The 20,943-nt window shown below is 68.1% G+C and carries 19 protein-coding genes and 1 pseudogene; 9 read left to right on the top strand and 11 right to left on the bottom strand.

Annotation, left to right across the window (positions count from 1 at the left end):
• Positions 1-654: 654 nt before the first annotated feature.
• The 4 genes from CFB81_RS26155 to CFB81_RS26140 form a co-directional block, all read right to left on the bottom strand.
• Positions 655-1,557 (bottom strand): aminomethyltransferase, encoded by a 903-nt coding sequence (locus CFB81_RS26155; RefSeq protein ID WP_069621782.1) that lies wholly within the window; start codon positions 1,555-1,557, stop codon positions 655-657.
• A 92-nt stretch (positions 1,558-1,649) separates the two neighbouring features.
• Positions 1,650-1,868: a hypothetical protein gene (locus CFB81_RS26150; protein ID WP_006480563.1), complete on the bottom strand. Its 219-nt coding sequence runs from the start codon at positions 1,866-1,868 to the stop codon at positions 1,650-1,652.
• Between the two features lie 235 nt (positions 1,869-2,103).
• Positions 2,104-2,754 (bottom strand): NADPH-dependent FMN reductase, encoded by a 651-nt coding sequence (locus tag CFB81_RS26145; RefSeq protein ID WP_069621783.1) that lies wholly within the window; start codon positions 2,752-2,754, stop codon positions 2,104-2,106.
• Positions 2,755-3,061: 307 nt separating this feature from the next.
• Positions 3,062-3,367, bottom strand: a complete 306-nt coding sequence (locus tag CFB81_RS26140) for an NIPSNAP family protein (RefSeq protein WP_069621784.1) — start codon at positions 3,365-3,367, stop codon at positions 3,062-3,064.
• 282 nt (positions 3,368-3,649) lie between these two features.
• Between CFB81_RS26140 and CFB81_RS26135 the strand changes: the two genes are divergently transcribed.
• Positions 3,650-4,468: a GNAT family N-acetyltransferase gene (locus CFB81_RS26135; RefSeq protein ID WP_089437148.1), complete on the top strand. Its 819-nt coding sequence runs from the start codon at positions 3,650-3,652 to the stop codon at positions 4,466-4,468.
• 123 nt (positions 4,469-4,591) lie between these two features.
• Here the strand turns inward: CFB81_RS26135 and CFB81_RS26130 are convergent, their stop codons facing one another.
• Both CFB81_RS26130 and CFB81_RS26125 read right to left on the bottom strand, forming a co-directional pair.
• Positions 4,592-5,944 (bottom strand): DUF3999 domain-containing protein, encoded by a 1,353-nt coding sequence (locus CFB81_RS26130; RefSeq protein ID WP_089436986.1) that lies wholly within the window; start codon positions 5,942-5,944, stop codon positions 4,592-4,594.
• Positions 5,941-9,321, bottom strand: coding sequence for a DUF2339 domain-containing protein (locus tag CFB81_RS26125; protein WP_089436985.1), 3,381 nt, complete (start codon positions 9,319-9,321; stop codon positions 5,941-5,943). Before CFB81_RS26125 ends, CFB81_RS26130 begins: the two co-directional genes overlap by 4 nt.
• Positions 9,322-9,802: 481 nt before the next feature.
• Here CFB81_RS26125 and CFB81_RS26115 point away from each other — a divergent pair.
• From CFB81_RS26115 to CFB81_RS26095, 5 genes and pseudogenes are all read left to right on the top strand, one after another.
• Positions 9,803-11,094: pseudogene (locus CFB81_RS26115) on the top strand (glycine betaine/L-proline ABC transporter ATP-binding protein); the annotation flags it as partial.
• Positions 11,087-11,983, top strand: a complete 897-nt coding sequence (gene choW, locus CFB81_RS26110; RefSeq protein ID WP_089436984.1) for a choline ABC transporter permease subunit — start codon at positions 11,087-11,089, stop codon at positions 11,981-11,983. The pseudogene CFB81_RS26115 and the gene choW, both read left to right, overlap by 8 nt.
• A gap of 104 nt (positions 11,984-12,087) precedes the next feature.
• Positions 12,088-13,086, top strand: a complete 999-nt coding sequence (locus CFB81_RS26105; protein ID WP_089436983.1) for a GlxA family transcriptional regulator — start codon at positions 12,088-12,090, stop codon at positions 13,084-13,086.
• A 102-nt stretch (positions 13,087-13,188) separates the two neighbouring features.
• Positions 13,189-14,136 carry a choline ABC transporter substrate-binding protein gene (locus CFB81_RS26100; protein WP_069618270.1) on the top strand — a complete coding sequence of 316 codons (948 nt, stop codon included), beginning with the start codon at positions 13,189-13,191 and terminating at the stop codon, positions 14,134-14,136.
• 295 nt (positions 14,137-14,431) lie between these two features.
• On the top strand, positions 14,432-15,058 hold the full coding sequence (locus CFB81_RS26095; RefSeq protein WP_089436982.1) for a trimeric intracellular cation channel family protein: 627 nt from the start codon (positions 14,432-14,434) through the stop codon (positions 15,056-15,058).
• Positions 15,059-15,067: 9 nt separating this feature from the next.
• On the opposite strand, the gene CFB81_RS26090 is transcribed toward CFB81_RS26095, so the two are convergent.
• Entirely contained in the window at positions 15,068-15,493 is a 426-nt protein-coding gene (locus tag CFB81_RS26090) for a PACE efflux transporter (protein WP_069618272.1), read from the bottom strand.
• Between the two features lie 145 nt (positions 15,494-15,638).
• Here CFB81_RS26090 and CFB81_RS26085 point away from each other — a divergent pair, with 145 nt between their 5' ends.
• Complete coding sequence (locus CFB81_RS26085) at positions 15,639-16,583, top strand: LysR substrate-binding domain-containing protein (RefSeq protein ID WP_069618273.1); 945 nt, start codon at positions 15,639-15,641, stop codon at positions 16,581-16,583.
• Here CFB81_RS26085 and CFB81_RS26080 read toward each other — a convergent pair.
• The 3 genes from CFB81_RS26080 to CFB81_RS26070 all read right to left on the bottom strand — a co-directional run bounded on the left by CFB81_RS26080 (position 16,570) and on the right by CFB81_RS26070 (position 18,857).
• Positions 16,570-17,724 carry a sialidase gene (locus tag CFB81_RS26080; RefSeq protein WP_089436981.1) on the bottom strand — a complete coding sequence of 385 codons (1,155 nt, stop codon included), beginning with the start codon at positions 17,722-17,724 and terminating at the stop codon, positions 16,570-16,572. The genes CFB81_RS26085 and CFB81_RS26080 overlap by 14 nt on opposite strands.
• Positions 17,725-17,797: 73 nt before the next feature.
• On the bottom strand, positions 17,798-18,067 hold the full coding sequence (locus CFB81_RS26075) for a MoaD/ThiS family protein (protein ID WP_089436980.1): 270 nt from the start codon (positions 18,065-18,067) through the stop codon (positions 17,798-17,800).
• 100 nt (positions 18,068-18,167) lie between these two features.
• Positions 18,168-18,857, bottom strand: a complete 690-nt coding sequence (locus tag CFB81_RS26070) for an aspartyl/asparaginyl beta-hydroxylase domain-containing protein (RefSeq protein ID WP_089436979.1) — start codon at positions 18,855-18,857, stop codon at positions 18,168-18,170.
• A 210-nt stretch (positions 18,858-19,067) separates the two neighbouring features.
• On the opposite strand from CFB81_RS26070, the gene CFB81_RS26065 reads away from it, so the two are divergent.
• Together CFB81_RS26065 and CFB81_RS26060 are read left to right on the top strand one after the other, a co-directional pair.
• Positions 19,068-19,412 carry a DUF4148 domain-containing protein gene (locus tag CFB81_RS26065; protein ID WP_089437147.1) on the top strand — a complete coding sequence of 115 codons (345 nt, stop codon included), beginning with the start codon at positions 19,068-19,070 and terminating at the stop codon, positions 19,410-19,412.
• 71 nt (positions 19,413-19,483) lie between these two features.
• A complete protein-coding gene (locus CFB81_RS26060; protein WP_089436978.1) occupies positions 19,484-19,759 on the top strand; it encodes a DUF4148 domain-containing protein in 276 nt (91 codons plus the stop codon).
• A gap of 202 nt (positions 19,760-19,961) precedes the next feature.
• Here CFB81_RS26060 and denD read toward each other — a convergent pair whose 3' ends face one another.
• Positions 19,962-20,933 (bottom strand): D-erythronate dehydrogenase, encoded by a 972-nt coding sequence (denD, locus tag CFB81_RS26055; protein ID WP_089436977.1) that lies wholly within the window; start codon positions 20,931-20,933, stop codon positions 19,962-19,964.
• Between the last annotated feature and the right edge of the window lie 10 nt (positions 20,934-20,943).

Below are 20,943 nucleotides of genomic sequence, written 5' to 3'. Positions count from 1 at the left end.
GATAACACAACTCAGAGGCATAAAAGTAAGATGAATGAGGCCGCAAACGTTTGCGCGCAGTCGAAGTCTTTCATGTTTGTAATGTTGAAAGGTGGGTTTGCGAATAATGCTTTTGATATTTTATTAACTTGTTAATGTTTTTGTTTGAATCGAATTGTTCTTGGTATTGGCTGGTTATCTGATAATTGGATTGGTCGGATGTCGAGCGTATTGGTTTGTGCTGATTTGCGCATCTCGCGCGGCGCAGGGGCCCGAGCGGCGGGCGTTGCGGCCTGCCCGGACCGTGGAAGTTGTAAAAAAGTGCTACAGAGGCGACAGAGGAAACGATTCGCGTCAATTTATCGGTTTTGTCCTATTGACGATCGCATTGACATCGGTATCAGCGCGGAATCGGCGCGCATGCCGGAACTCGAGCGGGCGCGCGCGCGGCGGGCGTTTCGCGGGGTGTCGACAGGCCGTCAGAGACCGAGCGTCGAGGGGAGCGGCGGTGGCTGAAATGTCAGATCCGGAGGGCGGCGATGTGCCCGCCATGCCGCTGGCGCCCGACGTGTCGAGGAAAAAGAGGGAGGGGTCGAATGTATCGGGCGCGCCACACCCGAGCGGGCGTGGGCCCATTCGGGCGCTTGCCGCATCACCCGCGGCAAGCGCCTGACTTCACTTCTTCAGAAACCGCAGCGCAAGCCGCGCCATCCGCGGCACGAACATCGGACGCAGCAGGCGCTTGTCGTAACCGGCCATCCGCCGGTCGTTCTCCACGAGACACAGCTCGATCAGTTCGCGCGGGTTCAGCGCATCGCCGATATCGGCCGTGCCGGTCGCCGGAAAATTCGCGTCACGCGCGGCGCCGTCGGCATCGATGCCGCGCGCGATGTTCATGCGGTCACGGATCAGTTGCACCCACACGGCCGCGACACGTGCGAAAAACCACGGCCGGCGCCACCACGGCATCGTGCGCCAGTACCATGCGTACCAGTTCACGAAGAACAGGATGTGGCGGCCTTCTTCCTGGATCACGGGCTCGAAGGTCTCGACGAGCTCGGGCGGGAAATAACCGGAGCGCTGCGCGGAGCGGAACAGGCCGAATGCGAAGAAGCTGTCGATGCATTCGCTGAAGCCCGTCATCATCCACGACCATTCGGGATCGGTCGGCGCCGGGTAGGCCGGCTCGGGCGCGAGCCGGATGCCGTACGCCTCGACGAGCTTCGACAGCACGACCTTGTGGCGGGCTTCCTCGCCGCCGTCCATCTCGAGCGCGCGGCGCAGCAGCGGATCGTCGACCGTCGCGGCGTAGGTCGCGACGCGAATCGACGCGCGGCCTTCGGTTTGCACCGCGATGTCCCAGATCGGCAGCGACGTGAGCCGTCTGAGTTCGGCCGGCTGGAGCGCCGGCCAGTCGATTACCGCCGGCTTGTACGGATTGTGTGTGTCGAGCAGCATCCGACAGAACATCTGCTTGTGCGCATCGGAACCGATCCGGACCGGGCCTTGCCTCTCGAAGGTCCAGTTGCGCATCGCGTGATCTGCCGCGGCATGCTCGTCCTGCAGCGTGTCGGTCATGGCTATTGTTATGCGATTACGGATCGAAAGATTCTTGCACAGCTTCCGTCATCGCGTATTTTCGAGTGGCCATGTGCACGCCGGCCCCGCGGTCACGCGTTCGTGTCGACCCAGAGGCGGCCCCAGCGCGAGGCGTACGCGAGGGCGTGCTCTTCCTCGAAGAAGAAATCGATCGCGTCGAACGACACGGAGCGCGGCGACGGCCCGCCGCTCGCGCGTTCGATCGTCAGGTTGGCGGCGAACAGCCCGTTCGGCAACCGGGCGGCAGCGGGAGCGACTTCATAGCCCTTGTAGCGGATCGTACGGTTCATGGCGTGCGCGTAAAAAGTTCGGACTTTCAGCGTACGAAAACCTGCCGGCCGCGTGAACCAATCTTTCGGCCAATGCAAATCATGCGGCGGGCTGAATCGTTATCGGGGCGGTACGCGCGAACGACGTGTTCGAGAGGCGAGACGGGCACGCCCGGCACATCGCCGCGCGTCGGAAGACGCGCCGCGCACCTGCGTCGAATCGTGTCGACCGGAGGGGCGCGGCGGAATGCGGAGGTTACTGGTTGGCGACCTTCAGCACGGGCGCGAGCGCATCGACCGATGCCGCATGCGAGGCCGCACGATGCGACGCGAACGCGAGCGCGAATTCGGCGGCTTGCGCGCCGACCGTCTCGAGTTGCGCGACGACCTTCGGATCCGAGCAGCTATCGGCGCTTTCGAAGCGCGTTTCCAGCGTGTTGACGGTTGCGCCGAACGGCGTCGGCCACCCGCGCAGCGCATGGACGATCGAGCGCAGCGACGTCAGCACGGTGCCGGCCGCCTGCCAGCCGTACGCGGTGACGATCAGGCCGACCGCGCGGCCGTCGAGATACGGGCGGTCGTCCGCGCGCAGTTCCTCGAGCGTGTCGAGCGCGTTCTTCACGAGGCCGGACACGCCGCCGTGATAGCCGGGCGTCGCGATGATGATCGCGTCGGCCTCGCGCACGGCGTCGATCAGCTCGCGCTGCGCGTCGGTCAGCGTTTTGTGCTCGGGTGCGTAGTGCGGCAGCGTATGCAGGAACGGGCCGTCGAACAGGCGCGTGCGCGCGCCGGCGGCTTGCGCACCGCGCAGTGCGAACGACAGCGCGCGTTCGGTGGACGACGCGGCCCGGGTGGTTCCGCCAATGCCGACGACGAACGGACGGCGGTGTTGATCGAATGCAGTCAAGGGGCGCTCCTGGAGTGGCTTGCCCGGCTAAGCACAGGCTTAAAACCAGATGGTAACGACCCCGTCGCCACTCTGAAAACGACTTTTCGTTCTATCGATATGCCGCGCGGCGAGGCAACCGTGTGCGCGGCCGCGCAGATCGATAGCAGAAATGCTTGGTTGGGACGGTGCGCCGGGCTCGATAAGATGGGCTCGTCTCCTCCATGATGTCTCTACTGACATGGGTTGGCCCCGCCGCGCGGATGCTGGCGGGGCTTTTTTTCGTCGTCGGCCGGAAAACGGGGCGCGATGCGCGGCGACGCGCCCGTTACTCGAACACCGGCCGGAAGAAGCTGCGCTCGTAGCTGACGATGCACCGCGTGTCCTCCGCGTAGCGGAATGCGGCCTGGCAGGCCGGATCGTCCTTCGAGCGTTCGCGGTAGCGCTCGTAGTCGGCGAGGCTGGGGAACGAGAACATCGCGAGCGCGATGTTGCTCGCGCCTTCGGATGGCAGGAAGTAGCCGTGATGCGTGCCGCCGAACTGCTCGACGAGCGGAATCCACATCTTCCCGTAAGTTTCGAATTCGACGAGTTTGTACGGATCGACGACGTAGCGGAGGAAGCAGGTGACCATGGGCGCTCGCGATGCTGTGACGGAGCAGCGAGTCTGGAGCGCGGGGCAGTACGTGTCAACGGCGTGCGCGCCGGGCCCTCGATCTCGTCCACTTGATGCGTTGCTTGCGCGTGCAACGATCGGTGCTTCGAGGCGTTCGCCGCGACGTGCGCACGGCATCGAAACGCACCGTACCCGGCACTTCCGTCAGCCACGTTACCGCGGCATTTTTACGACATTTTTTCTTGCGATGGCGACCGGCGCGCTCCTAGACTTCGGGCATCTTCACCACGGAGCATGGCCATGTCGATACCCTGGAACGCGATCGCCGAACGCACCCCTGCCGCGCCGCCTTTCGCGTGCGCCGATCGGGTGATCGTCCGGCGTTTCGATCCGGCAATCGACAGCTATGCGCAACTCACGCCGATGCTGCATCGTGCGTTCGCGCGGCTCGGTGCGATGGGGCTCAACTGCACGTGCGTCGATCAGGACGAAGACGTCACGCGCCGTCGCGCGGAAGCCGGCGAGTGTTATGTCGCCGTGTGCGGCGGGCGTGTCGTCGGCACGGCCACGCTGTATGCGACCGATCCTTCGTCGGCCTGCTCGCTGTACCGGCGCGAAGGCGTCGCGAGCGTGCGCCAGGTGGCGGTGGACCCGGCGTGTCAAAGCCGCGGGATCGGCGCGTTGCTGCTGTCGTTCGCCGAGCAGTGGGCTGCGTTGCGCGGCTATGCGCTGCTCGCGCTGGACACGCCGCATCCGGCTTCGCACCTGCTGGCGTTCTACGGCGCGCAGGGCTTCGAGGTGGTCGACGTGATGCGCTTTGCCGGCAAGCGCTACGACAGCGCGATCCTGTGCAAGCGGCCCGTTGCACGCGCCGCGCGGCGCGTGTCGCCGGCGTCGCGGCTGGCGGCGCGCGTGGCGGCCGTGCGGCGGGTCATGCATGCGTGGGCGCCGCGCATCGTCGCGATCGGCCGGCGCGAGTCGGGCCTGCGTCGCGGCGGAGGTTTCGCGGCGCGCCGCGCGGCCGGTGCGGCCAGTTGCCGGTCGTCGCCGTGGCGGCCGCGTCAGCATGGCCGCTTCGTGGCCCGATGGCGGCGGGCGGGTTCCGATTCGCGCCGCTGACGCGTCGCATGGCCTTCACGTAAAGACGGGGCGCGGACCACTCGATGAATCGGTGCGATCGCGCGTGGCGATGGCCCAAGGAACGGGCCGGCGCGTCAAGCGGCACGCAAATGCGTGCGGACGTCACTCGTCGCGGCTGCGCGTGTCGCCGCCGCCTTTCGCGAGGCGCCACGCGATCGTGCCGAGCACGCCGACCGCAACAATCAGCGCGCCCCACAGCACGTAGCGACGTCCGGCATCCGCATCGGCGGCTGCCGCCGTCGCGACCGCCGATGCGGGCAGCGCCGCGCCGACGCGGGCGGGCCGTACTTCGGGCGCCATGCCGACCAGCAGCGCGTCGCGGCTCACGGCCGAGGACATGAGCGATGCATCGCCCACGCCGAGCGTAAACGGCGGCGTGCCGCGCGCGACGAAGGTCAGCGCGGCCGGATGCCAGCCGATAGCGACCGCCGGCCGGCCGCCGCCGAGGCCGCCGTTGCGCATGTCGACGACGATCCGCCACGCGCGATCCGTATTCGCCGCGAACTCGAGCGGCGGATTGCGCTGCTCGCCGCCCTTGCCCTGCAGGCGGAACAGCACCGCGGCCGAGACGTCGCGCCACGGCGCCTGCGCATCGGCGCGGCTTTGCAGCGTCGCGCGCGCGACGGTGTTCGGCTGCGGCAGGTCGATGCGCACGCGGTCGACCGGATACGCGCCGTCGGTGTCGAACAGATACTCGCCCGGCGCAGCGCCCGCGCGTATCCGCACGGCGTCGCGCCACTGGCGCGGCACGGACGCCGTGTCGGCGCCGCGTGCGTCGCGCGGATGCGTCTCGACGTCGACCGACGCGATTGCCGGCGCGCCGTCGAGCCAGTCCAGCCGCAGGTAGCGCGGCGTCGCACCGTCGAGCGCGATGCGTTCCTGCACCAGCAGGTCGTTGCCGCGGCCGACTTTCAGCAACTGCGTGCTGCCGAGCGGTCGCCAGTTGCGCAGGTCGTCGCTGGCTTCGACGGACACGCGGCCCTGGTAGCTGTCGTCGCCCACATGCACGACCAGCGCATCGATGCTGCCGTCGGTATGCGACAGGTCGACGAGGTCCGCGCCATGCCGGGTGGGCGAAGGCGGCGCGACGGCCGCGCGCAGCGCGCCGTCCGGGCCGACCGTCACGCCGAGCGGCGCGCTACCGTTCTCGGCGCGCGCGGGCGGTAGCGGGAACCAGTGCACCGGCGCGCGTGACGGCGGCACGGCGGGCGCGGCCGGCGCGTCGAGCGAATACGGCACCGGCTCGCCCGCGCCGTTGAAGATGCGCACGTCGCCGAGATCGTCGCGCCGGCTCGCCGCATACACGGGCTGCGGCACGGTGAGCTGGTAATACGCGGCGCTGCCGTCGAGGTCGAGCGCGAAGCGCTGCGTGACGCGCCCGGCGTTGGGTACGCCGTCGGCCGTCGCGAACGACGCGAGCAGGCTCAGCCCGAGCAGGGCGGCGAGTCGTTTCATGGCTGGCCGTCCTGTCGCGCGGCGGCCTTCGGCGGCAGCGGCGAGAAATAGCCGATCAACAGCAGCAGCACGCCGATGCCGATGAACGACACGATGCGCTCGATGCCGGTGACGTGCGACAGGTCGAACAGGAAGAGCTTGACGACCGTCAGCGCGAGCAGCGCGGCGCCGACGAACCACAGCGGCCGCAGCCCGCGGCGCGTGGCCCAGATCGTGATCGCGAGCGCACAGACTGTCCAGTACACGGACACCGATGCCTGCACGAGCGTCGATTCGGCCATCGCGCCGAATTCGTACGGCACGCCGGCCCAGTGATGCAACGTGCGTAGCAGGATCGCGTTCAGCCACAGGAACCCGGTTGCACCGGCCGCACCCAGCAGCTCGACGCGATGTGTGCCGAAGGTCCAGCCGAGTTTGCGCGCGCGCACGAACCACGACGCGGCGAGCGCATAGACGACCGCGAGCACGAGATCGAGCGGGTTGAACAGCGGCACGCGCGCCCAGCTTCCGCCGTCCTGCGTGAAGTTCGCGTAGAAGGTCCACGCCCACATCACGACGATCAGCGGCAGCGACGCGAATGCGCAGAGGCGTGCGATGCCGTCGCGGCGCGTGAGCCACATCCCGGCGAACGCGAACAGGCTCCAGCCGACCATGAACACCTGCTGGATGCCGAACGACGACAGCACGATGTCGATGTCGTAGCCGAGGTGGAAGCGGTGATGCAGCGTGCGCAGCATCAGCGCGTTGAACCACAGGAACACGGTCGCGATCGCTACATAGTCGACGGCGCGCGGATGCCACGCGATGCCGAGCGTTCTGAGGCGGCGCAGCCACGCGGCGAACGCGACGAACACGAGACCTTGCGCGATGTCGAGCGGATTGAGCAGCGGCAGCCAGAAGAGCGGCGCTGCGTCGCCGTCGCTGACCGTGCTGGCGATGCTCCACAGCCACAGCAGTGCGGCGAGCGGCGCCGCACCCCACACCTGGTATGCGCGCGGGAACGCCGCGACCGGCCAGCGCGGGCGGGAGCCGGGGCCGGACACGAGCAGGAGCAGCGCGCCGAAGCCGTACGCCCATGCGCTCCAGCTCCATGCGCCTTCCGGGACGAACGCGCGCAGGCGCCAGAAACCTTCGAGCGACAGCAGACCGCACACGGTCCAGAACGTCAGCGTATGCAGCGGCGCGAGGATGCGCGTTGCAACGGAGGGCGTCGCGCCGTTCGCGGCAGCGGCGCCGGTCGTGCCGCGCGACTGGCGCCACAGCAGCGCAAGCCCCGCGCCGATGGCCACCGGCCACGCGAACGCGCCCATGCCCGACAGCGGCGCTTCGTGCGCATCGAACGCGCGCAGCGCGAGCAGCGCCAGCACTGGCGTGAGCGCGAGCGCGGGCCATTCGGCGAGCGGCCAGGCGAGCCGGCGGCGCGCCACGTGCGCGAGCCAGGCGGTACCGGCGGCGAACAGTGCGGTCGTATCGACTACGAAGCGATCGGCATGCAGATCGACGTGACGGCTCGCGTGGACGAGGATTTCGTGCAGCCCGCCGCTGACCCACCACAGCAGCCCCCACGCGGCGGCCGCGACGCCGATCTCGGGCATCCACCCGTGCCATGCGCGGGCTTCGCCGCGCCCGTGCAGCCACCAGCCGGTGAACAGGCCGGCGAGCGCGATCAGCAGCATCGCGATAGTCGGGCTGTTGAGCACCGGCAGCGCGGTCGCGTCGGCCGGACTCAGCAAGCTCGTGAAGAACGCGCCGGCCGCGGCGACCTGCATCAGCAGCCCGAAGCCGAACGCGAGCAGGCGTTTCTGGCGCACGCCGAGCCACACGACGGCCGCGCCTTCGATGGCCCACGCGGCGCTGGTCGTCGGCCCCGAGAACGCGAGCGGCACCGCGAGCGTCGCGAAGATGACGGCGAGCGCGAGCATCGATTCGAACAGCAGCCCGAGGCGATCGCGGCGCCGCGCGAGCCATGCGGCGACCGCGACGTAGAACGCCGACAGCGCGACCGCGCTCCACGCGAGCGCGAACGGCATGCCTTTCACGAGGGACGCCTGCAGCGCGGTCGCGACGATCGGCGTGCCGAACACGAGCGTGCCGTCCACGTAGTGTCGCAGCGCGAGTTCGCGCTTCACCGCATACAGCAGCGCGATGCCGACGTACATCAGGAAGAACAGGACGAGGAACGGCTCGGTGCTTGCGAACAGCGCGGGGCGATAGGCCGTCACGCCCCACGCGGAGCCGATCGTGAACGTGAACACGAAGCCGAGCAGGTTCAGCGGGCGCCAGGCCTTGAACCACGCGATCGCGAAGATGCCCGCGTTCAGCAGTGCGTAGTAGCTGAACAGCGCGACGTGATTACCCTGGCCGGTCGACAGCAGGATCGGTGCGAGAAAGCCGCCCGCGCTGCCCATGAACGCGAGCGGCAGCGCGTTCTGCCGCACCGCGAGGAACGCGCTCAGCGCGCAGACCGCGACCATCAGCGGGAACGCGGCGCCGATGGGCAGTAGTGCGTAAAGCTTGGTCGCGGCGAAGATCGTCAGGTACAGGATGCCGACGCCGCCGCCTTGCAGCACGAGGCCGTATGCGGCGCGGCGCGGCCGCACGCGCCAGCCGATCGCGAGCAGCGCGGCCGCGGCGAGCGCCGTGCCCGCGAGGCGGAATTCGATCGGCAGCATCGCGTTGTCGGCCGCGTACTTGAGCAGGAACGCGACGCCGAAGAACAGCACGATGATCCCGACACGCACGACCGTGTTGCCGCCGAGCAGCCAGTCGCGCGCGGCGCCGAATGCGCGTTCGGCGAGGCCCGGTTCGCGCGGCGCTGGCGGTTGGGGCGGTTGGAGCGGGGCAGGGCGGATCGGGGTGGCGGGTGCGGTGACGGTGGCGTGAGCCGGCGCAGCCGAGGTGCGTGCTGCGGTGGGCGGTGCGGGCGGTGTCGCGGGCGTCGTCGTCGAGATGGATGCCGGTGTGTAGGCACGTGCGGCGACAGGTTGTTGCGCGGGCGGTGTCGGGAAGTGCACCGGCAGTGGCGCGGAGGCGTCGGCCGAAGCCGTGGGTGCGATGCCGCCGGAGGTCGCCGCGCCGGCCTTCGCGCCCGCCAGTTGAGCGCGCAGCGCGTCGAGTTCGCGCGTGAGCGTGGCGACGGTTGCTTCGAGGCGCGCGACGCGATCGGCGAGCGGTAACGGCGTGGGTGGCGGCGTCGCGGCGATCGCGAATGCATCGGGTGCGGCGCGCGGGTTGCGCGGCTTGCGTTGCCGCAGCGTGTGCCCGACCCAGAACCCGACGGCGGCCCCGAGCAGCGAGCCGCTCGCGGCAGAGAAATCCCCGATCAACGCGGCGATGCCGCCCACGATGAAGCCGATTACGGCGAATGCCCAGTTCAACGCCTTGCTCCCTCTCACTATCGTTATCGTCCTTCGATCGCGGATCGCACCGGATCGAGGCGGTTTCGGCACGGCCGGCAGGCGAACCGGCATGCGCGCGCCATGCGGCCGGCCCTCGTGCGCAAGGCCCGCGGCAACGTCGCGGTCGGCGTGTTTGCGGGAATGTATCACAGCGATCGTTCGCCGATTTCCGGGTTTGGCGCGGTATCGCGGCGTGCGCCCTCGGGTGTCGCCATCCGGCTTTTTGCACGGTCATGCTTTTTACTGACGACGCGGCGGCCGCTTTCGTCTGAATAGATCGACGCCGGAACGGACGTCAACTTGTCGCAAAGCGACGCGTGCGCGATACGGCCTGGCGCAAAACCTCATGTGCCGTTCGCCGCGCTGCTGCGCACAAGTCCGGCGGGGGATGCCCGTCGTTGCTGGGTGTGAGCGTATTGCGCCGCCGCAATCGGCGGCGCGGCCCGCCGGGCGGGGCTGGCGGGTGTGTCGTATTTGCGCAAGCGTTTGTCGTAATTCGTCGGCAGGCCGGGGTTTTTTCTGGCAACTATGTAGGCACGCTATGACAAGCGCGAGTCCCCGCTACACGAGGAGAAGGTTTCGATGGATGCCCCCAAGGTTGTGGTCGAAGGTCTGTGCAAGGTGTTTGGAAGCAATCCCCAGCAGGCGCTCGACATGCTCGCCGCCGGCGCGACGAAGGACGATGTGCTCAAGCGCACCGGCCAGGTCGTCGGCGTGCACAACGTCTCCTTCGATGTGCAGGAAGGCGAAATTTTCGTGCTGATGGGCCTGTCCGGCTCCGGCAAGTCCACGCTGATCCGCCTCGTGAACCGGCTGGTCGATCCGAGCGCCGGCAAGGTGCTGATCGACGGGCTCGACGTCGCGTCGGCGCGCCGCTCGGCGCTGACCGCGCTGCGCCGCAAGGACATGAGCATGGTGTTCCAGTCGTTCGCGCTGATGCCGCATCGCACCGTCGTGTCGAATGCCGCGTTCGGGCTCGAAGTCGCGGGCATGGGCAAGAAGGAGCGCGAGCGCCGTGCGATGGAGGTGCTCGAGCAGGTCGGCCTCGCGCCGTTCTCGCACAAGCTGCCGTCCGAGCTGTCGGGCGGCATGCAGCAGCGCGTCGGCCTCGCTCGCGCGCTGGCCGTGAACCCGTCGCTGATGATCATGGACGAGGCGTTTTCCGCACTCGATCCGCTCAAGCGCCGCGAAATGCAGGACGTGCTGCTGCAACTGCAGAAGGAGCAGCGCCGCACGATCATGTTCGTGTCGCACGATCTCGAGGAAGCGCTGCGCATCGGCAACCGCATCGCGATCATGGAAGGCGGCCGCCTCGTGCAGGTCGGTACGCCGCAGGACATCATCGCGAACCCGGCCGACGATTACGTGCGCGCGTTCTTCGACGGCATCGACACCAGCCGCTATCTGACGGCGGGCGACCTGATGCAGACGGGCGCCGTGCCGACCATGTCGAAGTGCGATGCCGCGAACGTCGCGGCTTCGCTGAACGGCAGCGCCGAATACGCGTTCGTGCTCGATGCCGCACGCAAGATTCGCGGCTTCGTCACGCGCGAGGCGCTCGGTCAGGACACGCCGTCCGTGCGGCCGATCGAAAGCATCCGGCGCGATGCGTCGCTCGAACATGTCGTCGCGCGCGTGGTCGCGAGCCCGAATGCACTGCCCGTCGTCGACGACGACGGCTGCTACTGCGGCTCGGTCGATCGCGCGCTCATCCTGAAGGCCATCACGCGTTCGCGAGGTTCCCATGTCTGAAATGATTCCGCTCGGTACCTGGGTCGACCAGTCCGTTCACTACCTGCTCGACCACGACGCAAAGACGTTCGACGCGATCGGTCAAGCGATCGAGGGGCTCGCGGCATTCGTCGAGCATGGCCTGCAGGCGATCCCGATGTGGCTGATGATGGCGATCTTCATCGGCGTCGGGCTGTGGCGGGTGGGCTGGCGCTTCGCGCTGTTCACCACCGCATCGCTGCTGCTGATCTTCGCGACCGGCTTCTGGGACCAGACGGTCATCACGCTCGGCCTCACGCTGTCGTCGACGATCATCAGCCTCGTGCTCGGCATCCCGCTCGGCATCTGGGCGGCGAAGAGCAAGTGGGTCGCCGCGATCGTGCGCCCGGTCCTCGACCTGATGCAGACGATGCCGGCGTTCGTTTACCTGATTCCGGCCGCGATGCTGTTCGGTCTCGGCCGCGTGCCGGGGATCCTGTCGACGGTGATCTTCGCGATGCCGCCCGCCGTGCGTCTCACGAGCCTTGGCATCCGCCACGTGAACCGCGAGATCGTCGAAGCCGGCCAGGCGTTCGGCTGCACGCCGTGGCAACTGCTGTACAAGGTGCAGTTCCCGAACGCGCTGCCGTCGATCATGCAGGGCGTGAACCAGACGATCATGATGGCGCTGTCGATGGTGATCATCGCGTCGATGGTCGGCGCGGGCGGCCTCGGCAACGACGTGCTCGCGAGTATCCAGCGCCTCGACATCGGTCTCGGCTTCGAAAGCGGTCTGTCGGTCGTGCTGCTCGCGATCATTCTCGACCGCATCACCGAGAGCTTCGGCCGCGCGCCGGGCACCGCGAAGGCGCCGCTGTTCTCGGGCCTCAAGCAGCTGTTCCGCGTGAAGGCCGCGCCCGCGCAGGCCTGAGCCCAGGCGGCCGGACCCGGCCGCTCACCCTGTATATGGATAACGACTTCCGCGGCTTCGGCCGCGGAGTTGGCCCCCTGCAACCTCCTCGCCAGGAGACCGATGTGACGTCCGCCGTCGCTGTCGCGCCCGCCGCCTGCGTTTCACCGGTTTCGTCCCTCGCCCATTTCGGCTTCCTCACGCTGCCGAACTTCTCGATGATCGCGTTCTCGAGCGCGGTCGAAGTGCTTCGGATGGCGAACTACGTCGGGCGGGCGGATCACTACAAGTGGTCGATCTACTCGCTCGACGGCGCGCCCGTGCATGCCAGCAACGGCATCGCGGTGCGGCCCACGCAGGCGCTCGACTACGAGAACCTGCCCGACGTGATGATCGTGTGCGGCGGCATCCGCATCCGCGACGTGGTCGACGAGCGCGCGCGCGATACGCTCGCGGCGCTCGCCGAACGCGGGCTGCCGCTCGGCGGCATCTGCACGGGCGCGTACGCACTGATGTCGAGCGGGCTGCTCGACGGCTATCGCTGCACCGTGCACTGGGAGAACCTGTCCGCGCTGCATTCCGAATTTCCGCAAGTGGGCTTCGCCGACGAGCTGTTCGTCGTCGATCGCGACCGGCTGACCTGCACGGGCGGCACCGCGCCGCTCGACCTGATGCTGAACCTCGTCGGCATGCGGTTCGGCCAGCAACTGGCTGCGCAGGTCTCCGAGCAGTTCATCCTGGAGCGCATCCGCAGTTCGACCGATACGCAGCCGATTCCGGTCGACGCGCGCGTCGGCTTTTCGCGCGCGGAGCTGATCGAGGTCGTGCGGCTGATGGAGGCGAACATCGAGGAGCCGCTGTCGCTCGAGGAACTCGCGCGGCTCGTGCGGCTGTCGCAGCGGCATCTGCAGCGCATGTTCAAGGTGTACCTGAACGTATCGCCGACCCACTATTACCTGACGCTGCGCCTGAAACGCGCACGCGACCTGCTGCGCACGACCGACGCATCGATCGCGCGCGTGACGACGGTCTGCGGCTTTCATTCGCCGTGCCATTTCAGCAAGGCATACCGCGCGCAGTTCGGCCACGCGCCGAGCTACGAGCGCCGGCTGCCGGGGCGCTGAACGGGGCCTCATTCGGTCCGCGACGTCGCCGGGATCGCGGCGCGCGGCTTCAATAAACGATCCCGGATTCAAGCAAACGACATCACTTTGAGGAGAAGCAAGATGAAGCGCCTATTGATCGCAGCGGTGTGCGGGATCGGGATGGCCGCGCCGATGTCGGCCGTTTATGCGGCCGATCCGCCCGTGTGCAAGAACGTGCGCTTCGCGGATGTCGGCTGGTCCGACATCGCGGCGACCACGGGCCTCGCGTCGACGATGCTGCAGGGACTCGGCTATAACCCGACGAAGACGATCGCGTCGGTGCCGATCACGTTCGCGGGGATCAAGAGCAAGCAGATCGATGTGTTCCTCGGCTACTGGTCGCCGACGATGGACCCGATCATCCAGCCGTTCACGAAGGCCGGCACGATCAAGGTGCTCGCGACGCCGAACCTGACCGGCGCGAAATACACGCTCGCGGTGCCCGACTACGTGTACCAGGGCGGCCTGAAGTCGTTCGCGGACATCCAGAAATATGCGGACAAGCTCAACGGCAAGATCTACGGGATCGAGCCCGGTAACGACGGCAACGCGCTGATCAAGAAGATGATCGACGGCAACCAGTTCGGCCTCGGCAAGTTCAAGCTGGTCGAGTCGAGCGAGGCCGGGATGCTCGTCGAGGTGAATCGCGCGATCCGCGACAAGCAGTGGATCGTGTTCCTCGGCTGGGAGCCGCATCCGATGAACGTGCAGATGAAGATCGACTACCTGACCGGCGGCGATGACGTGTTCGGCCCGAACTACGGCGAAGCGAAGGTGCTGACGGCGACGCCGCCCGACTACGCGCAGCGCTGCCCGAACGTCGCGAAGTTCGTGTCGAACCTGCAGTTCACGACGGCGATCGAGAACCACGTGATGGTGCCGATCATGAACAAGCAGGACCCGAACAAGGCCGCCGCCGCGTGGCTGAAGGCGAACCCGGACGCGCTCGACAAGTGGCTCGCGGGCGTGACGACGATCGACGGCAAGCCGGGCCTGCCGGCGGTGAAGGCGTATCTCGGCGCGCATTGAGCATGACGTGTCGGGCTTTGCGGCTGCGGCCCGAAGCCTGAACGTGAATGTTGAGCCGGCGTAAGCGGGGTGACCTGCTTGCGCCGGCTTTTTGCTGCGTGCTTCGCGCTCGCGCCGACGGCCCGCGGACGATGCGCTAGACTGCTCGATCCCCCATCGAGGAGACGGCAATGACCCGCAACACGCTTGATGCATCCGGACGGCAACACGCAGGCCGCATGCGGCCGAATCACGCGACCGCGTCGGCCGACACACGCTGGAACCGGACGATGCAGCGCTTCGGCCATTCATTCGCATGAAGCGCATCGAGCAAGTCGTGCTCGCCGCCGATCTCGCGGGCACGGCGGTGTTTGCGATCGAGGGCGCCAATGCGGCGATCGGCGCCGGTCTCGACCTGTTCGGGGTGATGGTGCTGTCGCTCGTCGTCGCGCTCGGCGGCGGCGTGATTCGCGACCTGCTGATCGGCGCTCGCCCGCCGAGCGCCGTGAGCGACTGGCGTTATCCGGCGCTCGCGTTCGCCGCCGGGCTGTTCGCATTCGTGTTTCATGCGCGGGTCGCGTCGTTTTCGCCGTCGCTGCTGACCACGCTCGATGCGGCCGGCCTCGCGTTGTTCGCGGTCGCGGGCGCGGTGAAGGCGCTCGAATTCCGCGTCCCCCCGTTCATTGCAACGCTGATGGGCGCCGTGACCGGTTGCGGGGGCGGCGTCGTGCGCGATCTGCTGCTCGCGCGGATACCCGTCGTGCTGGTCACGGACATCTATGCGAGTGCGGCCCTGCTCGGCGCGGTCGTCGTCGTGGTGTGCCGGCGGCTCGGTTGCCCGCCGGTCGTCGCGGCCGGGCTCGGCGGCGTCGTGTGCTTTGCGCTGCGGATGGCGGCGGTTCGGTTCGGCTGGCAGTTGCCGAAAATCGCCGCGGGCGCATAGGCGCCCGGCTCACGACCCCTTCGTCGCCGCCGGCACGTCGAACACGCGATCGAACGCCCACTGGAACACGAACGCGTAACAGAAGAAGAACGCGAACAGCGCGATATCGACGACGAACGCGTCGAACCACGAGATGTCGAGCCACCACGACACGACCGGCACGAGGATGAAGATCAGCCCGCCCTCGAATCCGGTCGCGTGCAGGATCCGCCGCCCGAGCGTGCGCGTCGGCTGCCGGCGCGACGCTTCCCAGCGCTCGAACAGCGCGTTGAAGACCATGTTCCACAGCATCGCGATCGCCGACATCGTCGCCGACAGCGCGCCCGAGTAGACGAGGTCCTGCTTGAAGATTGCCGCGATCGCGGGCGAGATGCAGGAAATGGCGATCGCTTCGTAGAGCACCGCCTGCGTGATCCTGCGCGGTAGGCCTTGCACGGTTCCTCCGGCTCGAGAGTGACCGTCGCGGCACCATGCCGCAACGTCCCGCAAGGCTAGTCGCGTTGCGCGCCCGCTTCAATTCACCTAATCTCAACCCGATTGAATCGAATTCAACCCGGCCGCATCCTGCCCGCGAGGCTCCGTGTTCTCGAAAATTCCCCTGACCGCATTGCGTGTATTCGAATCGTCGGCGCGGCTCGGCACGTTCAAGGCCGCCGCGGAAGAACTGTCCGTGACGCCGGCCGCCGTGTCGCATCAGATCAAGTCGCTCGAAAGCCGCGTCGGCGTGCTGCTGTTCGAGCGTGGCGCGGGCGGCGTGCGGCTGACGGAAGAAGGCGAGCAACTGTTTCGCGCGAGTCACGATGCGTTGCTGGCGTTGAGCCGCGGGCTGGATGCGCTGCGGCCGGACGCGGCCGAGGCGCGCCCGCTCGTGCTGACCACGACGCCCGCGTTTGCGGCGATGTGGCTGATTCCGCGTCTCGGTGCGTTTCGCCGCGTCGATCCGTACCTGCACATCAAGGTCGAAACGGGGAACGCGCTCGTCGATCTCGAACGCGATGCACGGATCGATCTCGCGATTCGCGCGACGTCGCGCACGTTTCCCGCGCTGCACGAGATTGCGTTGATCGACGAGTATTTCGGCGCGTATGCGGCCGCCGGGTTCGACGCGCATCGCACCGACGCGCCGCTCGACCTGATCGAAACCGTGTGGGATACGCCGCTGCCGGTGTCGGTCGACTGGGCGTCGTGGTGTCGTGCGGCGGGCCGGGAAGCATGGCTCGAACGTGCGGTGTTTCGCCATTACGACGACGAGCACTACGCGTTGCAGGCCGTGCTGCACGGGCAGGGCATCGCGCTGCTCAGCTCCGTGCTGGCCGCCGAGCATGTCGAGCGCGGTGCGTTGACGCCGATCGAGCCTGCGGTGCGCGTCGCCGGTGCGCGCTTCGTCGCGCTGTGCCGGCCGGGGCGCGAGCGCGAGCCGCAGGTCAGACGGTTTCTCGACTGGCTCGAAGCGGAAATCGCACGGACGCGCGGCGCGGTGGCGCGGATGGCGCCTGACGATGCACGCGTCGCTATCCGAACCTGACGCAATACACCGGCGGCAGGTGCGCCGATACCTGTCGCCAATGGTCGCCGCCATCGGCGGACGTCCATAACCCGCCGGTCGTCGATGCCATCGCGAGGCGCGTGCCGGAATCGTCCACCGCGAGTCCGTGCCGGTACACGAGGTCGTACGCGGGCGCGGCCGGCAACCCGTTCGACAGGCTCTCGAAACTGCGGCCGCCGTCGCGCGTGCGCGTGACGACGAGCCGGCCGTTCACCGGAATCCGGCACGCGTCCTTCACGGCCGGCACGAACCACGCGGTATCGGGATCGTGCGGATGCACGGCCACCGCGAAACCGAAGCTGGACGGCTGCGCTTCGATCCGCCGCCAGTGTTCGCCGCGGTCGGTTGAGCGGAAGATCGCGCAGTGATGCTGCGTCCACAAGACGTCGGGGTTGGCCGCGCACTGCACGACGCGGTGCGGGTCCTGCATGTTCGGCTCGCCGCGTCGCTCGGGCGGCATGTAGTCGGCTTCCATGCCTTCCGCCGTGACGCGCCACGTCGCGCCGCCGTCCTCGGTCTGCCACACGCCGCCGCACGAGACGCCGACGGTGACGTGCCGGCTGTCGCGCGGATCGATCATCACCGAATGGATGCCTGGCGCGTCGTACCCGCCGCCGCCCCATTCGGCGCGTTCGGGGCGATCCCACAGCGGGCGGTTCAGTACCCACGAATCGCCGTGGTCGTCCGAGCGGAACAGGCCGCCGGGAATCGTGCCGGCCCACAGGGCGCCGGGCTCGTCCGTGCCGCCGGCTTCGAGCGACCAGATTTGCTGAAGCGTCCACGGCGGCTGCGGCGTCCCGGCAGCGGCAGCCGCGTCGTCGGTTTCGCCGCTGCCGGCGTGCGGTTCGGCACGGGCGGGTGACGCATCGGCGGGCTGCGGCGGATAAACCGGGACTGCGCATTCCTCCCAGCCGGCGGCGCCTGCGCGCAGGCGATGCAGCTTCACGCCGAAATGGCCCAGATTGAGCGCCGCATACAGCGTGCCGTCGCGCGGGTCGGCGAGCGCCATGCTGACGGGCTCACCGATGAAATGCGGTTCGCCGAGCGTCCAGCCGCCATGACCGTCGGGTTGCAGGACGAACAGGCCCTTGCGGGTGGCGACGAGCAGTCGATCGTTCATGGACGATGTCTCCGGATGGCCCGCCTGGCGCGACGGCGCTTGGTATGGGGAATGCGCCGGTGCATCGGTCCCTTTATCCGCCGGTCAGCGCCTGCACGACATACACGCGGCTGGTGGCCGCGAGCGCATCGGACAGGTGTTGGCGGTCGCGGATCGGCTGGCCGTCGATGAACACCGACAAGTGCTTTCGCAGCGCGCCCTGATCGTCGACGATGTAGCCGCGCAGCCGCGGCTGCGCACTGAAAATGGTGTCGAATGCTTCGCCGACCGTGTGCGCGTCGATGTCGCGCTCGGGCGTTTCGACGTGCCGCTGGATCGACGCGGCGAAGAAGAGGTGCGCCATGGCGGTAGCTGGCAGGAGCCGCACGAAGGGACGGCTTGTAGTTTAGGCGATCCGGCGGGCGCCGAAAGGCGGAACGGAGCCGCCGTGCGCCGCGCGGCCGCTAAACCGGAATCGACCGCCCCCTGATCCGGATCCCGAGCCGCACGACGCCGATCACCGCATTCGACAGCCACGTGAGCCAGCGCGGCATCCCGCGCCGGCGGATATCGAGCAGCAGCACGATCCGAACCGCGTCGCTGGCATTCCACACCTCGTGCGTGAACGTGTCGTCCCACAGCAGGAAGCGCCCTTCGTCGAGCCGGTATTCGCGCCCGTCGACCTTCAGCACGGCGGCCGGCGTGCCGTCCGCGCGCGTCGGCATCGACAGCACGAGATACCCGCGCAGGATGCCGCGAAACGGCCCGCGATGCGGCGGGATGTGCTTGCCGGGCGCGAGGAACGACAGCGACGCGGACAGCACGTCCGGCGACGCCGCGACGAGCGCCGCGACGGTCGGGCAGCGCGACAGGTTGCGCGCAAACGGCTGACCGTACGCCTGCATGATGAACATCCGCCAGTCGCGGGCGTCGTTGGCCGAGATGTCGTACTGCTCTTGCATGATTTCGTGAAAGCGCGGGATGCGCGGCATGTCGCGTGCGACGTCGAGCGCCTCCGCGCGGATCTCGGGCCACGCGCGCACGAAACGCTCGGCATCCGGGAATGCGGCCGCGTCGAGCACCGCGCCGCTGTCGATATGGCGGTCGTACAGCCTGCGCAGCAGGGCGGCTGCATGGTCGTAGGCGGCGGACATGATCGATCGATGGGCGGTCCGGACGAAGTGGTGGTCAGTCTGCCCGAAGCGCGACGGGCACTGCGTTACGTCAGGTTACGCCGGCTGACGAATGAATGACAGTTCGATAAAAAACGGCCGCGGCGAATGGAACCACCGGGAATAAACCGCGCCTCTCCGTCGTCATACGGGTGTAGCACATCGTTTCGTTGACTGATGAAGGAGTGGAACATGAACACGCACTGGCTGGTGGCCGCCACGGTGGCGGCGATTTCTCTCGCAGGTGTCGCGACGCACGCGTCGGCACAGGCGCTCACGCGCGAACAGGTCCGGCAGGAGCTCGTCGATGCGGAAAACAACGGGCTGCGCTTCGTGACCGATACGTCGTATCCGGACGTGAGCCCGCTGTTCCGGCACCAGGCCGATCAGATGCCGCAGCGGCAAGCGAGCACGGCAGTCGGCGGCGATCCGGCCATGTCGTCCGAAGCGGGCAAGCCGGCGGCGATGTCGCCGCGTCGAAGCGCCGCCGCATGCGTCGGCCCCGCGAGCTTCTGCACGATCTATTTCGGAAGCTGATCCACCCGCCTGCATCCGCCGGTCACGCCTGTCCCGTGGTTGATTGATACGTCACATTCAAGGAGTTCACGATGAAAACTTATATCGCACTACTGACGATGATCGGGGCGATCGTCGGTCAGTCGGCATTCGCGCAATCGGTCGCGCCGCTGACGCGTGCGCAGGTTCGCGACGAACTGATGCGCGTCGAAGCGGCCGGGTACGATCCGGCGAAGGGCGATGACGGCGAGTATCCGGCCGATATCCAGGCCGCGGAAGCGAAGCTCGCGGAGCAGGACCGCGCGCGGCTGGCGGCGTCGGCCGCGCCGGCGGCCGGGCCCGGCATGCCGGCGCAGGTCGTCAACTAGGCGCCGACATGTACCCGTGTCGTACTAGACCGTCGGCGTCGCGGCAGAACGAGGCACGCGCGCAGACGAATCGTGGAGAGGGGGCGTGCGGTGTCGACGCGGCGCCGATACGCTCTTCATGCAGGCGGGCGGGATGCAACGTGCGTCGTTGCGCGTCGGGGAATCGGTCGGGCCGCGTCGATGCGGCCCGACCCGGCGCCGATCAGCGCCGCTCGTCCGCGATATGGCTGCGGATCACGTCCTCGAACGACGCGTCGCCTTTCAGCCCGAGCGCTTCCGCGCGCGACGTATCCCAACGGCCCGGCCAGCTGCCGACGATCTTCTCGACGCGTTCGTCGGGCGCATGACGGATCAGCTTCACGACCTCGTCGCCCGCGACTTCGCGCAGCGCCGCGATCATCTCGTCGACCGACACCGACAGCCCCGGCAGGTTGATCACGCGCTTGTTGCCGAGCTTCGCGCTGTCGATCTCGCACCCGGCGACGAGCGCATCGATCGCGCCGCGCGGCGACAGCAGCCACAGCCGCGTCGAGCCGGGCACCGGGCACACGCTTTCCTCGCCGTTCAGCGGCTCGCGGATGATGCCGCTCGCGAACGACGACGCGGCCGCGTTCGGCCGGCCGGGCCGCACGCTGATGGTCGGCAGCCGCAGCACGCGGCCGTCGACGAAGCCGCGCCGCGCGTAGTCGCACAGCAGCAGTTCGGCGATCGCCTTCTCGGCGCCGTACGACGATTGCGGGTTCAGCGCGGTGTCGTCCTGCACGACGTCGGGCAGCGTGCCGCCATACACCGCGACGGAACTCGTGAACACGACGCGCGGCTGGTGGCCGCGTGCGCGGCATACCTCGAGCAGCGTGCGCGACGCGTCGAGGTTGATCCGCATCCCGAGATCGAAATCGGCTTCGGCCTGCCCGCTGACGATCGCCGCGAGATGGAAGATCGCACCCGTGCGCGTGTCGATCGCGCTTTCGAGCACTGCGCGATCTGCGATGTCGCCGACGATCGACGTCACGCGCGCGTCGCCGAAATCGCTGCCCTGGACGACGTCGAGCAGCACGAGCTCGTCGATCTTCTCGATGCGACCGTCGGGGCCGGTGAGTTCGCCGCGCTCGAGCAGCTTGCGCGCGAGACGCTGGCCGAGAAAGCCGGCGCCGCCGGTAATCAGTACTTTCATGTTCGTTGCC

Origin of the sequence: Burkholderia sp. AU28863, from assembly GCF_002223195.1 — a bacterium.
GTDB lineage: Bacteria > Pseudomonadota > Gammaproteobacteria > Burkholderiales > Burkholderiaceae > Burkholderia > Burkholderia sola.
Note: the sequence above shows the minus strand (reverse complement) of the source record. Positions and strands in the feature narration are given on the sequence as shown.